The 16268-nt window shown below is 45.9% G+C and carries 11 protein-coding genes and 1 pseudogene; 7 read left to right on the forward strand and 5 right to left on the reverse strand.

Going from position 1 to position 16268, the window contains the following annotated elements:
- The first annotated feature begins 217 nt into the window (after positions 1 to 217).
- Together mgtE and QUA50_RS10405 are read left to right on the forward strand one after the other, a co-directional pair.
- The gene (gene mgtE / locus QUA50_RS10400; protein ID WP_333265152.1) at positions 218 to 1615 is read left to right on the forward strand and encodes a magnesium transporter; all 1398 of its coding nucleotides are present in this window, start codon (positions 218 to 220) and stop codon (positions 1613 to 1615) included.
- 246 nt (positions 1616 to 1861) lie between these two features.
- The gene (locus tag QUA50_RS10405; protein WP_333265151.1) at positions 1862 to 2785 is read left to right on the forward strand and encodes a hypothetical protein; all 924 of its coding nucleotides are present in this window, start codon (positions 1862 to 1864) and stop codon (positions 2783 to 2785) included.
- A 414-nt stretch (positions 2786 to 3199) separates the two neighbouring features.
- Here QUA50_RS10405 and QUA50_RS10410 read toward each other — a convergent pair whose 3' ends face one another.
- Positions 3200 to 3718 carry a hypothetical protein gene (locus tag QUA50_RS10410; protein WP_333056950.1) on the reverse strand — a complete coding sequence of 173 codons (519 nt, stop codon included), beginning with the start codon at positions 3716 to 3718 and terminating at the stop codon, positions 3200 to 3202.
- A 20-nt stretch (positions 3719 to 3738) separates the two neighbouring features.
- A complete protein-coding gene (locus QUA50_RS10415) occupies positions 3739 to 4821 on the reverse strand; it encodes a ParM/StbA family protein (RefSeq protein WP_333265150.1) in 1083 nt (360 codons plus the stop codon).
- A gap of 405 nt (positions 4822 to 5226) precedes the next feature.
- Here QUA50_RS10415 and ftsH2 point away from each other — a divergent pair, with 405 nt between their 5' ends.
- The 5 genes from ftsH2 (at position 5227) to QUA50_RS10440 (ending at position 13682) form a co-directional block, all read left to right on the forward strand.
- A complete protein-coding gene (gene ftsH2, locus QUA50_RS10420) occupies positions 5227 to 7113 on the forward strand; it encodes an ATP-dependent zinc metalloprotease FtsH2 (RefSeq protein ID WP_333170560.1) in 1887 nt (628 codons plus the stop codon).
- 133 nt (positions 7114 to 7246) lie between these two features.
- Positions 7247 to 7657: a hypothetical protein gene (locus tag QUA50_RS10425; protein WP_333056948.1), complete on the forward strand. Its 411-nt coding sequence runs from the start codon at positions 7247 to 7249 to the stop codon at positions 7655 to 7657.
- 142 nt (positions 7658 to 7799) lie between these two features.
- The gene (locus tag QUA50_RS10430; RefSeq protein WP_333265149.1) at positions 7800 to 9089 is read left to right on the forward strand and encodes an aminopeptidase P N-terminal domain-containing protein; all 1290 of its coding nucleotides are present in this window, start codon (positions 7800 to 7802) and stop codon (positions 9087 to 9089) included.
- A gap of 429 nt (positions 9090 to 9518) precedes the next feature.
- Positions 9519 to 12446 carry a PAS domain S-box protein gene (locus QUA50_RS10435; RefSeq protein WP_333265148.1) on the forward strand — a complete coding sequence of 976 codons (2928 nt, stop codon included), beginning with the start codon at positions 9519 to 9521 and terminating at the stop codon, positions 12444 to 12446.
- A 6-nt stretch (positions 12447 to 12452) separates the two neighbouring features.
- The gene (locus tag QUA50_RS10440) at positions 12453 to 13682 is read left to right on the forward strand and encodes an ATP-binding protein (RefSeq protein WP_333265147.1); all 1230 of its coding nucleotides are present in this window, start codon (positions 12453 to 12455) and stop codon (positions 13680 to 13682) included.
- Positions 13683 to 13697: 15 nt separating this feature from the next.
- On the opposite strand, the gene QUA50_RS10445 is transcribed toward QUA50_RS10440, so the two are convergent.
- The 3 genes and pseudogenes from QUA50_RS10445 to QUA50_RS10455 all read right to left on the reverse strand — a co-directional run.
- Positions 13698 to 14279 (reverse strand): HAD family hydrolase, encoded by a 582-nt coding sequence (locus tag QUA50_RS10445; protein WP_333265146.1) that lies wholly within the window; start codon positions 14277 to 14279, stop codon positions 13698 to 13700.
- Between the two features lie 305 nt (positions 14280 to 14584).
- On the reverse strand, positions 14585 to 15709 hold the full coding sequence (locus QUA50_RS10450; RefSeq protein WP_333265145.1) for an ATP-binding protein: 1125 nt from the start codon (positions 15707 to 15709) through the stop codon (positions 14585 to 14587).
- Positions 15706 to 16268 (reverse strand): annotated as a pseudogene (locus tag QUA50_RS10455) (WD40 repeat domain-containing protein); the annotation flags it as partial. The pseudogene QUA50_RS10455 and the gene QUA50_RS10450, both read right to left, overlap by 4 nt.

The following is a 16268-nucleotide window of genomic DNA, read 5'->3' on the forward strand; positions in this document are numbered from 1 at the left end:
GAGGCGACCCCACGGATCAATGCGGGGGCAATAAGTGATTTTCGATTTTCGATTTGGGATTGATTCCACGGATAAATCACGTGGCGGGTACCACCTTTGAAATTCGTGGTCAGGTGCGGATCTTGTCAGGGCAAGTCCGATCGCTGCAACCAGTGGCGTCAATACGCTCTAAACTGGATTCAGGAAGGCGCGCAGCACAGGTTTAGGAGGGTCATCAGTGACAGAAAAAAGTTATCAATCGTCTTCTCTACCAACCTACGCGCGAAAAGAACTGCGGGAATTAGTTCGATCGCAGTTAAGGGCCCTGTTGGAAGAAGGAGACTTTAAAGGAGCAAAAGCGATTTTGCACCCGGTGCAGGAAGCAGACATAGCTGAAGCTATCGAAGGCCTGCCAGAAACCATGCAAGTAATAGCTTTCCGCTTGCTTTCCAAAGACGAAGCAATCGCAGTCTACGAATATCTCGACTCCAGCGTTCAGCAGTCCCTCTGCGAAAAATTCAAACGCCAAGAAGTCATTGACATTGTAGACAAAATGTCCCCGGACGATCGAGCTAAACTCTTTGACGAACTGCCGGCAATATTAGTCCGTCGCCTGTTGGGTGAATTGAGCCCGACGGAACGGGAAGCTACGGCTCAACTTTTGGGTTACGAAGCCAGTACCGCCGGTCGGATCATGACCCCGGAATACATTTCTCTCAAAGAAAGCTTTACCGTCGCCCAAGCTTTAGACCGAATTCGCTCTTTGGCTAAAACTACCGAAACAATTTATTCTCTTTACGTCACCGACGCCGGACGCAGCTTGACAGGTATTTTATCCCTGCGGGATTTAGTCACTTCGCCCCTCGACAAAACCGTCGGCGAAATTATGACCCGCGACGTAGTTTCTGTTCAAACAGGAACTGACCAGGAAGAAGTAGCTAGGCTGATCCAGCGTTACGATTTTTTAGCTGTGCCCGTTGTAGACCGCGAACAGCGTTTGGTCGGCATCATTACAGTTGACGATGCGATCGACATTTTAGAACAAGAAGCAGCCAAAGATATTTATACCTTGGGCGGCGTCCAATCCGGCGGCGACAATTATTTTCAGACCGATTTAATTACCGTTGCCCGGAAAAGAGTCGTGTGGCTGTTTGTTCTGCTTTTAACTAATACTGTCACCGGCGCAATTATTAGAGCTCAAGAAGATGTTTTGAACCAAGTAGTCGCCCTAGCAGCTTTTATTCCCCTGCTGACGGGCACTGGAGGCAATGTCGGAGCTCAGTCCTCAACAGTTGTAATTCGCGGTTTGAACACTGATGAAATTACAGCAATGGGGCCGTTTCAAGTAATTGTTCGCGAGGGGATGGCGGGAGCGCTACTAGGAGCTATATTGGGGACTGTAGCGACGGGCTGGGCTTATACTCTGCAAGGGAGTTTAGCAGTGGCACTGGCGGTGGGAGTGAGTTTGTTTGCGATCGCAATTTTAGCTTCTATTGCCGGTTCAGCTCTGCCGTTTCTATTTCGTTCTTTGGGTTTAGACCCCGCTTTAATGTCTGCTCCTTTTATTACCACCGCAGTTGATGTCCTCGGGGTCTTGATTTATTTCACTTTAGCTCGAGTAATTTTGCAGATTTAATATATTTAATTAGATGGCTGTGAATAAAAAACTTAATCTGTTTTTCACCACTGCTAAATTCTGGGGATACGTGCGATTACATACCGGATATCTGCACTCGCGCGTACTTTATTTTTATCCGCATACTTGCACCAGTTGAAAAAAAGAATGCAACTATAGGCCTGTACTCCCAACACCGAACTTCCTCATTCATTCCCAATCTAAAATCTAAAATCTAAAATCTAAAATCTAAAATGGTATTAGCCTATGTCATCACCCAATTCACCCACCAAAATCCAAAATCCCACGTCGAGCAATTTGTTAGAAACTGCTGAAGTGGTTTTTATTGCTGCCTCTGCTGTAGGATTGGCTGCTAGTTTGGTTTGGGAACAGAGCGTTTATGCTCAAGTACCTGTAGTGATTTCGTTGGTGTTGAATTTTGTGAACCGGCAGAAGCTGCACAAGCAAGTTAAAGCAAGTACGGCGGCCGCGTTCGATCGCGTAAATCAACAAGCAGCTACTACCGATCGCGCGATCGAGCAATTGCAACTTGCTGTAAATGCTTTAGACGAAGCTCTTTCTCAAACATCTCGCGAAAATCTCAATGTTGGGCCTGGAGAAAACGTACACTCTCTAATTTCAGCAATTGAGAACCTGCGCCAGCGGCTAATAATTTTAGAAAAAACTATTAAAATGATTCAAAGCGAGATCGAACTCACCAGCCGCCAATTCAAACAGCGACCGGAATTGCAACAAGTCGAAACTTTGACCACAATAATTCTGGACTTGCAGCAGTTTATCAACGAACTGCCGCAGTGGGGCAATTTGCAGCAGCGGCAGCTAACAGAACTTCAGCAAAAAGTAGACAATGCTTTAGCGGAACTCTCAGAAGAAATTGCTGTGATTCCCAACCGCGTGCAAGAGGCGCTAGCTAGTCAAGGTGGAGGAATTAACCCACTGTTGGTTTCTGGTTTGAATGCCGAGCAAAAGAATGGTTATCGACCTAAAACCCAGAATGAGAAAATTCGCCAGAAATATCCCAGAGCTTATGTCAAGTGGAGTCAGGATGAAGACGAAAATTTGAAGAAAGAATATGCTAGCGGTCAACAAATTGACGAATTAGCTCAGAGATTTCAGCGACAGCCTAGTGCGATTCGTTCGCGCTTACAAAAATTAGGATTGATGGAATAATGGGAATGGTATAAGCTGTTGCGGCATTTAAATTATATGTCAAACAACAATCAAACTCTTGTGGGGAGTAGGGTTGGGCTTCTAGCCCGCCCCGAATATACAAATTAAATGCGCGACAGCTTAGGAATGAGAATTAAATAACTTCCACAAGTTTGTGGGACGGGCTCTTAGGCCCATCCCACAATAAACATGAAAAGTGGATTTTATTTAATTCTCATTCCTAAGTTATTTAATTCGCGCTCCTTAGACAAAAATGAGTAAATCTAAAATCTAAAATCTAAAATCGGCAATAACAAAACGATCGCCCTTTTTTTTCAAAAGAGCGATCGCTTTGTTTCTGTATTCAGTACCGGCTGCTAACAGCGGGCCACTAACATTACATCTCAAGGCTTTTTAGCCTGGGTCTACCTCATTTTAGAAATCTTGGGGTAACAAAGAACTTAAACGCTCCAACAAAGGATCGGAATTCCGAGGAGGAGCAACTTCAGCATCAGGCACTACATTATCATCCGCCACAGAGTCAGACTCAATCGGGCCAGGCTCTACTACTTTTGAAACTGGGGCAAAAGAAACTTGAGCAAACTTACTGTTAACACTCCCCTGCAACTGATCCAACTGCGCGCTGAGTTGACTCAGTTGATGTTCCAGTCCCTCCAAACGGCTTAATTCCTCTGCCGAAACATTGTGCTCAAACTCAGCAAATTTCACCACAAGTTCAGCAATACGCTGTTCCAACCGCTGAAAGTTCTGTGTAGAGCTAGCAGACTCAGATACAGACAAAAACTGCCACAAAGCTTGCTTGCAGAGATTGCTGAAAGTCTGATATTTCGTGAAAGCCAACTCTTTTTCAATAGCGGCCAGCAAAGTTTGATCCGCAGCATCTTCCGTAAACGCCACCGAGAAATTCGCCTTATTTTTTGCCCACAGTGCCATAGGGTTCAAGCCTTAATGCGTTACTTTATCGTGGCTAGCTGAGCCTCAGCATAAATAAACTGTCCCAAAGCATTAGCTTTCCGGGAAGGCTGAGCCAAGTGAGCCTTAAGATTGGCGTCTTTAAGCAAAGGTTGCAAAACCTCCCAGAAAAACTCGCCGCCGCCGCCAGTCAGAACCACATCCGTCACACGTTCGGGCAGCCACTGCACCAAACGTTCGGACAGTTCGTTAGCGAAAGCCTCCCGCAAGTCCTTAATAATTGGATCTAAATTAGTCGGCTTAGTCGCTCCTCTGGGACGGTAGAAACGCTGGCCCTCGGGTTTATTCACTGCTTCCAGTAAAGACAGAGATTGAGGGTCTGCTCCCGGAATCTTTGAGGCAACTTGTTCGTAGAACTTGTTCATTGCGAAGGAATCGCTCTTTGAAGCCGCCCGGGCGAACCGGAAACGATCGACCATTAACAAATCGGTAGTTTGGTGTCCGATATCAACAACAGCCACCGACAGTTCCGGCAACTCCGGCGTAAACTCCTTGTTATCTTGAGCCTCGCACCAAATCAGGCTGCCGAACCCTTCCGGCATCACCCAAACGTGACTGATGTTAATATCCACACGCTCGCCCCGGTACACCACAACGTGGGGAGAGCGCAGTTGGCTGATAATCTCTTCCTTTTCCTTCTCAAACTGATCCTGCGAATAAAACGGCAAACCCAGCACAACTGCTATTTCGCCTTTCATCTGGAAATATCCAGCACAGGAAAAGACCTTAACCAAAGCATCTACTACTTTCGACTGGTCAGCGCCACCGAGATTAGCGCCAAAATCTGCTGCCAATTGACCGATAGCGTAACCCCTGCCCTGGTACTCCAGCCACATATCCAACAGAGGGTCTGTTGCTTTGGACTCAAAGCTGCCACCCCGCACCTTTTCCACGGGCATAGCAGCCACGTTGGCAGGGATGAAAACAACACTACTAGGGTTGCGACTCACGCAAGCTTTAGTTGCCGTCCGACCCAAATCAGCACTAATAATCGATTTGTTAGAAGCGACTTTAGTCTGCTGGGTCAGCATAGCCGAATTAGGAACAAGCTGTCTAGTTGTCATTGAAATGTGTTACCTCACTGAGCCTCACCATTATCATGCCTTATCCCTTGACACTGCCACGCTTAAAGACAGTGGGTGAAAGCGGCGATTCTTCTAACTCTACCTAGATCGGTATCGAAATCAGCACCAAACATTATATTCGGGACGATCGCCCTTAATGGATTTTAGATTTTAGATTTTAGATTTTAGATTTTAGAGGCGACAACAGGGGCCGCAGTCTGGGGGCTTGTACCCTGGATGGTTTCGGTCGAGGAGTATTCTCGATCGATCGCGGCAATACGGCCTGTTGCCTGAGAGTGCATTGTTAAGTTAAATTTAGTTAAGATTCTGAGTGTAAACTTTTGTCGCACTTCTCCGACACCGCGATCTTACCCGATCTGTCCCCAATTCAAGGCATCCGCATTTATGAAAATTTCTTGGCGAACTATACTACTTTGGACTTTACCCGCCTTAGTCATCGGCTTTTTCTTGTGGCAGGGGGCCTTTGCCCCATCCCCGGCAGAAATGAGCAAGAACACCGCCAGCACCCGCCTGAGCTACGGTCGATTCTTAGATTACTTAAACGCCGGTCGAGTGACCAGCGTTGACCTTTACGACGGAGGTCGGACGGCTATTGTCCTAGCAGTCGATCCCGAACTGGACAATCACGAGCAGCGGTGGCGGGTAGACTTGCCCTCAAATGCCCCGGAACTGGTTTCTAGGCTCAGAGACTCCAAAATCAGCTTCGACACTCACCCACTACGCAACGACGGTGCTGTCTGGGGACTTTTAGGCAATCTAGTATTTCCCCTCTTGTTAGTAGGAGGGCTGTTTTTCCTTTTCCGCCGCGGTGGCAACGTTCCCGGCGGCCCGGGCCAAGCCATGAATTTTGGCAAGTCCAAAGCTCGCTTTCAAATGGAAGCTAAAACAGGCGTACTGTTCGACGACGTAGCAGGCGTTGAGGAAGCCAAAGAAGAACTACAAGAAGTAGTGACATTCCTCAAAAAACCCGAACGCTTCACCGCAGTCGGGGCGAAGATTCCCAAAGGCGTGCTGCTAGTGGGCCCTCCCGGAACCGGTAAAACCCTGCTGGCAAAAGCGATCGCAGGCGAAGCCGGCGTGCCCTTTTTCAGCATCTCCGGTTCGGAATTTGTGGAAATGTTCGTCGGTGTCGGCGCTTCCCGCGTTCGGGACTTGTTCAAGAAAGCTAAAGAAAATGCTCCTTGCATCATCTTTATCGATGAAATCGATGCAGTGGGCCGCCAGCGCGGCGCAGGTATCGGCGGCGGTAACGACGAACGGGAACAAACCCTGAACCAGTTGCTGACCGAAATGGACGGTTTTGAGGGCAATACTGGCATTATCATCATTGCTGCCACGAACCGCCCCGACGTGCTCGACTCAGCGCTGCTGCGTCCGGGACGTTTTGACCGCCAAGTTACCGTAGATACGCCGGATATCAAAGGCCGCTTGGAAATTTTGGAAGTTCACGCGCGCAACAAGAAGCTGTCTGCAGAGATTTCTTTGGACGCCATCGCCCGCCGCACTCCTGGTTTTACCGGCGCTGATTTGGCTAACTTGCTCAACGAAGCTGCGATTTTAACCGCCCGCCGCCGCAAAGAAGCGATTACGATGCTCGAAATTGACGATGCAGTCGATCGCGTGGTAGCAGGTATGGAAGGCACTCCTTTGGTGGACAGCAAGAGCAAGCGCTTGATTGCATACCACGAAATCGGCCACGCGATCGTCGGTACAATCATTCAAGCCCACGATCCAGTTCAAAAAGTTACCTTAGTTCCTCGCGGACAGGCCCGGGGCTTGACTTGGTTCATGCCCAGCGAAGACCAAGGTTTGATTTCCCGATCGCAAATTTTAGCCCGGATTAGCGGTGCCTTGGGCGGCCGCGCAGCCGAAGAAGTAGTTTTCGGCGATGCCGAAGTAACCACCGGTGCCGGTAACGACTTGCAGCAAGTCAGCGGTATGGCGCGCCAAATGGTGACTCGCTACGGGATGTCTACCTTGGGCCCGATCGCCCTGGAAGCCCAGCAAAGCGAAATTTTCCTCGGCCGCGACTACACAGCGCGATCGGAATATTCCGAAGAAATAGCCTCTCGGATTGACGGACAAGTTCGAGCAATTGTCGATCACTGCTACGACGACGCCCGCCGAATTATTCGCGAAAATCGCACCGTGATCGATCGCTTAGTCGATTTGTTGATTGAAAAAGAAACTATCGACGGCGAAGAGTTGCGCCTAATCGTCTCTGAATACACTTTTGTTCCTGAAAAAGAACAATACGTTCCTCAGCTTTAATACTTGTTTGAACATTACGGACACGGCATTGCCGTGTCTTTAAAAAGTAGGGACGCAAGACTATTGCCACGTCCCTACTTTTTTATTAAACTGTCAATAATATTAAACCGCCCCTAAACGCCAATTAACGCAGATGAATACTACATTGGCCCTACATACTAAGAATTTGTCATTTTTTTTTATAGCAGCTTTTATTTGTGTTGGTGTCAATACTTTGAGCGCCCGCGCCGAAAAATCAAGATGTTTTGTAGATATTTGTATCGACTCCAGCAGCGTTGAATTAAGCAAATCCGATATTCCCGGTGCTCCCTCTTATCCAGTCAGAACTATTTTAGTAAGTCAACAGTTTAGTAACGATAAATTGTTGGCGCAAATGGAAGTTGACTGCCAGCAACGACAGTTGAGAACTGTCAGAGTTAGCCAAGATGGCGAAAATTGGTCGAATTTCTCTCCGAAATGGACTTTAGTCGATGGTCACTCATCTTTGTCTCGGCTGGTTGACTATACTTGTAAATTGGCGATCGCAGAACAAGAGAATAAATAAGTAGACCCAGAAAAAAACCGAGCACCTATATCTTCAGCCCTTGCCCCTTGCGGGTGCAAGTTTGACAGCGCTTGAAACCGCCGAGTGTTAATATTACACTCAATCTACAATCTAAAATCTAAAATCTAAAATCTAAAATCGGATGACCAACCCCACCGAATATCAGCAAAGACGCGAACAGTTAATGGCCAAAATTGGCAGCGGGACGGCGATATTTCGCAGCGCCCCCGCAGCCGTCATGCACAACGATGTAGAATACGCCTACCGACAAGATAGCGATTTTTTCTACTTAACCGGTTTCAACGAAGCTGCAGCGGTAGCAGTGCTCGCGCCGCACCACGAAGAACACAAATTTGTGTTGTTTGTGCAGCCAAAAGACTTGGAAAAAGAAACTTGGCACGGTTATCGCGCCGGAGTAGAAGGGGCTAAGGAATTGTACGGCGCGGATGAAGCTTTCCCGATTAATGAACTTGCGGAAAAATTGCCGAAATATTTAGAAAAAGCCGATCGCATATATTATCACTTCGGGCGCGATCGTACTTTCGACCAAACAGTCCTCAATCACTGGCAGCGCTTGATGGCAACCTACCCGAAACGCGGCACGGGCCCGACAGCAGTCGAAGATTCCAACATCATTTTACACCCAATGCGGCTGGTGAAAAGCGAAACTGAATTAGCATTAATGCGAAAAGCCGCTAATATCTCAGTTGCAGCGCACAACCGCGCCCGAGAATTCGCCAAACCGGGCAGATACGAATATGAAATTCAAGCTGAAATAGAACATACTTTTGGCTTAAATGGCTGCACTCCCGCTTACCCTTCAATTGTTGCATCCGGCTACAATTCCTGCGTCCTCCACTACATCGAAAACAACCGCAAAATGCAGGAAAACGATCTGTTGCTAATAGATGCCGGTTGTGCTTGCGGCTACTACAACGCCGATATTACTCGCACCTTTCCTGTTAGCGGCAAATTTACAACTGAACAACAGATAATTTATGACTTAGTTTTGCAAGCACAATTGCAGGCAATTAGTCAAGTATATCCGGGAAATCCTTACAGCAAAATTCACGAAACAGCGGTGCGCGTTTTGGTGGAAGGTTTAATGGATTTAAAACTTTTGGTGGGCGACATTGAAGAGATAATTAAAGAAGAGAAATACAAGCCATTTTATATGCACCGCACCGGTCATTGGCTGGGATTGGACGTGCACGATGTCGGGGTTTATCAGTACGGCGAAAATTCGCAAGTTTTGCAGCCCGGACAAGTGCTGACGGTGGAACCGGGGATTTATATTTCTCCTTATATTAAACCCGTTGAAGGACAGCCGGAGGTTCCTGAAAAATGGCGCGGTATTGGCGTGAGAATTGAAGATGATGTTTTGGTGACACTTGAGGGGCATGAAGTCTTGACGGCGGGAGTTCCTAAATAATTGTTGACTGTTGACTGTTGACTGTTTGAACAATACCGATGCAACCGGAAAGGATATAATACAGGTTTTTGGTAGGGTGCGTCGCTTGCCCGATCTTGGATAAAACTTGCAGTATGAAAGTAGGGTGCGTCGCCACGAATAATTCTTGGCCCAAGCCCTGATTAAACGAGCGACGCACCATACCCTTGATAAGGATCGCGAATTAAATAACTTACAATTTTAATTGTTATTGTGGGATGGGCCTGAAAGCCCGTCATGAGTGGAAGGGCTTTCAGGCCCATCCCACTTTCAAGAGTGGAAGTTATTTAATTTTCATTCCTAATGGGGATGACGTTCCCCGGATTTGCTATAAGTTGGCAGTAAAGGCTTGAGCTTTGTTAGTATTGGCTTGAAAAAGCTCAAGCCTTTACTGCTAAACCTAGAGCAATTATGTGTATTGATCCTACCAAGATCGATCGACCTTTGGAAACCTGCGAAGCATTAGTAGCAGAGCAAAAAGCAAAAATTCGGCAACTTGAAGAGGATTTGCAGCAGCAGAGAGAATTGTGCCTGCAATTAGAAGCACAACTCAAAGCAGTCGAGAATGCCAGCTTTTCGGGTTCCGTAACTGAATGTGATATCACCAACAAGGATGGCATTCAGTTAATCGCATATCTGGAAAAAAGCCAGGAAATGTACCGAACTCTCATCAAACATTATCCGAATGGCTCGGTGTTTTTGTTCGATCGCGATTTGCGCTATACTCTGGTTGACGGTCAAGGTTTGGCAGCAATTGGTTTGTCCAAAGAACAGTTGGAAGGCAAAACGTTGTGGGAAGTATCCCCACCTGAAGATTTGCCACTTTTTGAGACTAAATATCGCGCGGCTTTGGCAGGAGAAGAGAATACTTTTGAATATAAATACCGCGATCGCGTTTATTCAACAACAATTGCTCCCGTCAAAAATGACCGCGAAGAAATTTTTGCCGGCATGGTAGTTACTCAAGATATCACCGAAAAAAAACAGGCAGAAATAGCGCTGCAAGAAATCAAAAATCAGCTAAAAATTAAATATCAAAAGCGCACTGAAGACTTAAAAACAGCCAACAGTCAATTGCGGGAAGAAATTATCTGTCGCTGGCAGGCAGAAGAAGCTCTGCGAGAAAGCCAGGAACAGCTAGAATTGTTTTTCTCTCAATCTTTAGAGGGCTTTTTCTTTATGATGCTGGACGAACCAGTGCAGTGGGATAATACCGTTGACAAAGGAAAAGTTTTAGATTACGTATTTGCTAACGGGCGGGTAACGAAGGCAAACGATGCTTTGATAGCTCAATACGGAGCTACTAGGGAAGAGTTTATTGGTCGGACGATTGGCTCTGTATTGTCGCACAACATGACTGACGGCCCAGAGGTAATCAGGCAATTGTTTGATGCTGGCAGAATTCACATCGAATGTGACAATTGCAAGTTTGACGGAACTCCTGTTTGCGTGGAAGGCGACTATATTTGCATTTACGACTCCCAGGGCAGAATCGTAGGCTATTTTGGCGTGCAGCGCGATATTAGCGATCGCAAAAAAGCAGAAGCAACCCTCAGAGATAGCGAAGAACGCTTTCGGGCAACCGTCGAACAAGCGGCAGTCGGCATTACCCATCCTGACGAAACAGGCCGCTATTTGCGAGTCAATCAAAAATTCTGCGAGATAGTGGGATGTACTGCGAGCGAACTGCTGTCGCGAACTTGGATGGACGTTACTTACCCAGAAGATATAGATGCAGATTTAGAACAAAACAAGAAATTATTTGCCGGGGAAATTGACAGTTTTAGAATGGAAAAACGCTTGCTGCACAAAAACGGCACTGTAGTTTGGGTAAATATTACAGTATCGCTAATCAAAGAACCGCTGAGCGGGGCAATTTACAATGTAGTAGTGACAGAAGATATTAGCCACCGCAAAAAAACAGAAGCAGCGCTGAAAGAAAGCGAAGAAAGGTTTCGACAGCTAGCAGAAAACATTGAAAGCGTGTTTTGGATGGTAAACATTCAACCCCAGGAAATTATTTATATCAGTCCGGCTTACGAAAAGATTTGGGGCAGAAGCTGCGCTGATTTGTATGCTTACGGGCGCTTTTTTGCAGATTCCCTCCATCCAGAAGATCGGGAGGGAGTTCTTGCTAATTTAACTAGAAAAATTGAGTCTGAAGACGAGATAGAATATCGAATTGTCAGGCCGGACGGCACAATCCGCTGGATTCGCGATCGGGCTTTTCCTCTTATAAATCAATCTGGTAAAGTTTACCGCATCGTGGGCATTGCAGTAGATATTACCGCACGCAAACAGGCAGAAAAAACAATCCGTGAAAGTGAAGAACGTTTCCGCCAGCTAGCAGAAAATATCCAAGATTCCGTCTGGCTAATATCTGCAGAATTCACCGATTTATTGTATCTGAGTCCAGCTTACGAACAAATCTGGGGGCGCAGTCGCGAAGAACTGTATGCTAATCCTTTAAAAATGATGGAGTGGGTGCATCCAGAAGATAAACATTTGTTGGAAGAGGCAATGGGGCGAGTGTTGCAGGGCGAGTCCACCAATACCGAATATCGGATTTTTTTGCCAGACGGCACAATTCGCTGGGTGTGCGATCGAGCTTTTCCCATTTACGACGAATCGGGCAAAATTTACCGCATCGCGGGTATTGCCGAAGATATCAGCGATCGCAAATTGACCGAGGCCCGCATCCAAGCAGCACTCCGCGAAAAAGAAGTATTGCTCAAAGAAATTCACCACCGAGTCAAAAATAATATGCAGGTAATTTCTAGCTTGCTGCAACTTCAAGCTCAATATATTGAAGACGAACCCACCCTAGCTTTATTTGAAGAAAGCCAGACCCGCATCCATTCAATGGCTCTGATTCACGAGCAACTTTATCAATCCGAACATCTCGATCGCATCGACCTTCCCCTCTACGTCGAAAACTTGGTTGCTAATTTGTATCAATCATTTGGTTGTGGCAACACTTCAATCAAATTTAATCTCAAAGTTGACCCTATTTATTTAAACATAGAAACAGCAATTCCGTGCGGGTTAATTATTAACGAACTTGTTTCTAACTCTTTAAAATATGCCTTTATATCAAGTCTTGCTGGTGAAATATCTATCAACTTTCATGAAATAAATAGTTACCAATTTAATTTAACTATTCAAGATAACGGTCGCGGACTTCCGGCAAATTTTGACGTAGAAACTACTGAAACATTAGGATTGCGATTAGTGAGAATGTTGGCTTACCAATTAGAGGCGAGTATTGCCATTGACAGTCAGCGTGGAACCTGCTACACTTTGATTTTCCAAGAGTTAAATTATCGGCAGCGTATTTAACGAAAAATGAACCCTATACAAATTTTGGTTGTCGAAGACGAAATTATTGTAGCCCAAGACATAGCTGGTCGATTAAAAAAACTGGGATATGCAGTCACAGCTACAGTTTCTTCAGGAGAAGAAGCAATTCAAAAAGCGATAGAAAACCCGCCCGATTTAGTGTTGATGGATATCGTGCTCAAAGGTGACATGGACGGGGTAACAGCAGCCGATAAAATCCGAACTAATAGGAATGTGCCGACAGTATTTTTAACAGCGTATGCCGACGAGCAAACGCTGCAAAGAGCGAAACTTACAGATCCATTCGGTTATATTATCAAACCATTTCAACAAAATGATTTGCGGGTGGCGATCGAGATTGCCCTGCACAGACACGAAATCGAAACCAAGATGCGAGAATCTGTCAAAGCAGCAGAAGCAGTTAGAGAGTCGGTGGAAGAAAAATCGCACCGCCAAAACCAGTATATTTCAATGGCCGCTCACGAATTGCGGAATCCCCTCAACGCGATTTTAATTTCTGCGGAACTTCTGGAACTCGATCGAACTCGCAGCCGTGACGAATCCCAAGTTAGAACCCTGCGGCTGGTGCACTCAGCTACCCAAAAGATGAACCAGCTAATCGATGATATGCTGTTCATGGGCAGGGCAGAATCAGGCAAACTCAAATGCAATCCATTACCGATAAATTTAGTCGAATTTTGTCAAGACTTGCTCGCTCAATTGCAGTTAGGAAATGAAGCAAAGCACAAACTAACATTAATCCCCTCAGATGTTACCAGTGCAATATTAGATCAACAATTGCTGCACGGCATTATTTCTAACTTAATCGTCAACGCCATCAAATATTCCCCAAACGGCGGACAAGTCACCTTGGAATTGGAATGCCGTCAAGCAGGCGAGGGAGAAAAAGAACCTATTTTCTGCTTGTCTCCTCAGTGTTTGTTTCCCAATTCCCAATTTACAAATATTAACTCCCCCTTACTAATTATACGTATCCGAGACGAAGGTATCGGCATCCCAGAAACTGAAGTAGGGAAAATATTTGAAATGTTTTACCGCTGCAAGAATACTGGAAAGATTAAAGGCAACGGTTTGGGATTAACAATTGTTAAAAAAGCTGTGGAATTGCAAGGAGGGGCGATCGCCTGCGAAAGCAAAATCGGCGTTGGTACAACATTCACAGTCGCGCTTCCTTACGTAGCGCTTTCCTGTTCGACTCAACGGCAAAAAACTTAAATGCCCCTACAAACACTAATCAAACTGTTGCAAAATCCAGTCCACCGCCACCGCTAAATTTGCTGCAATAAAATCCGGTTTAGTATGGTGCTGATACTCCCCACTCAACACGCTTTCTCCGTAACCAGTCTGCACCAAAATACCAGTACAGCCGGCATTGTGAGCCATATCAACATCAGTCGCTTTATCTCCCACCATAAAACTCTTTCGCAAATCTAAATCCTGTTCCCAAGCGGCCGCTACCAACATCCCCGTATTTGGTTTTCGCCACGTTGTATACCGCGTAAATTCTGGGTTTGTTCCGCCTTCTGCTGCGCTTAAATAAGGACAGTAATAAAGAGCATCTAACTTGGCTCCTGCTTCATTTTCTAATAGCTGACACAGGCGTTTGTGCAAAGCTTCTACGTGGCTAACCGGATAATAACCCCTCGCTGGGCCCGATTGATTGGAAACCAAACAGCAAAATATTTCTTTGTCATTTAAACGGCGTACAGCTTTGGCGACTCCGGGAATTAAATGCAAATCTTCTACTTTGTGGATGTAGCCCGCTTCGATATTGAGAACGCCATCTCTGTCAAGAAATACTGCTCGTTTCATTGTTGTATTGTTTTTGATATAATATAAAACTCGGTGGCATCGGCATTGATATTACTTAAGCTTTTCGTCCGCTAGTCTTCCCGCCTACCCGCTAGTCCGCCAAGGAATGAATTCCCTGTCTAATAGCTAAAGTCCTCTAAAAGAGGACTGATATCATGTCCGATCGATTAACCATAATATCCCGGTCGGGGCGGGTTTTTGAGATTGTCCTTTGTTGGCAGGTATTGTTTGCTCACGGGCCCCTACAAAAATCACGATCGCTCGATCGGACATGATATGAATAATTCATTGCCCTGTTCTCATCATCATTCTAAAATAGATTGTTTGCCTAACCATTGGCGGAAATTATCATGATACAAACTATAACAAATTTCTCCTCCTATTTCTTGTTTATTTAAGAACTCGATCCAATTGTCTAACACTTTTTCAACATCGTATTCATCCCGATCGATTATATTGGATATCGCACTTACAGACAAACCTGTTGGGGATTTTACCAAAACATTGAGCACAGACAACTCGATCGCCGATAAGCCATCTCCTCTCATCCGCACCCAGTGGTTTTGATAATACGCTGCTAAACCGGGAGGAAGTTCAGAGACAAGTGAGGATTCCCCCAGATTAGCATCGGGGTGTGAATTTTCGCCGATCGCCCTTAACATCTGACTCAGATACATGAAATTGTTTTCGCTGACAGTGGCGAGTTGTTGGCAGAATTCGGGTTGAGTTAAATCCGGTGCGGTTGATAGGTATTGCTGAATGTAGTTAAGGACATCCTCGCGATTTTGGGCGGGATAATCTCTTAAATCGAGAGTTTGAGAGGGCGTTTCAATTAACAAACCGGATTTCTCTCTCAAAAACGGGCGGCGGGCGAGGATAAAATAAGTACGATCGCCCAAATATCTCGGCAGATAAAACAGATTTGTGCTGGGAGGCTGACTGGTGCGGGCGATCGCGTCTACAGAATCAATGACTATTATCAACTTTTGGCTATTAACTAATTTATCGCTAATTTGCTGAAGCAACAAAGACAGAAACCAACTCCCATCATGGGATTCGAGATTTTGAAGTTGAGATTTTAGCTTGAGGATTTCCGATGTTTCCCCATTGGCGGCAAGGTATTTGTCAATCAGTTGAGTGCAGACAGAAGCGAGAAAATCTTCAGCTCGATTTTTGCCCTCAATTCCAGCGTTGTAATAGATACTGCGAGGATGGGCGGTGACATATTGGGCGAGGATGGAACTTTTGCCGCAGCCGGGAGTGCCGACTATTGTGAAATAACCGCGGCTGTGGGAGTTCAGAAAGTCGGAAATGGCAGAAAAAACAAACTTGCGGCCTGCAAAATTCTCGGTTTTTTCTCGCAGGAGTTGCTGAAATTCTTTTGGGTAAGCAGCGGTAGAGATGGGAGTTGCCAGAGGTGAGGAATTCATGTTAGTTCCTCCATTCCTTCTAGCCGCAGGAAATATACGCGGCCGGATTCGTCGCCCGCTACAATTGTGAGTCCATCGGGGGCGATCGCGCAACAGGCGATCGAACTTTTACACGCGAAACTAGCAATGACATTTCCAGTTGCTAAATCCCAGACTTTGATTGTGTTGTCATTTGAACCAGAAATCGCCCGCTTGCCATCAGCAGTGACAGCGACTGCTTTTAGCCAGTCGCTGTGACTTTTGAGAGTAAACTCTTCCTTTTCAGTTGTTAAATCCCAGACTTTTAGGGTGTTATCAGATGAACTAGAAATTGCCCGCTTGCCATCAGCAGTGACGGCTACTGAATTTACTGAGTAGCTGTGACCATTGAGAGTAAACAGCTCCTTTTCAGTGGTTAAATCCCAGACTTTGAGGGTGTTGTCTCTGGAACCAGAAATCGCTCGCTTGCCATCAGCAGTGACAGCAACTCCATTTATCGACTGGCTGTGACCATTGAGAGTAAACAGCTCCTTTTCAGTGGTTAAATCCCAGACTTTGAGGGTGTTGTCTCTGGAACCAG

The sequence above is a fragment of the Microcoleus sp. M2_D5 genome, assembly GCF_036701935.1.
In the GTDB taxonomy this organism is placed as follows: Bacteria; Cyanobacteriota; Cyanobacteriia; order Cyanobacteriales; family Microcoleaceae; genus Microcoleus.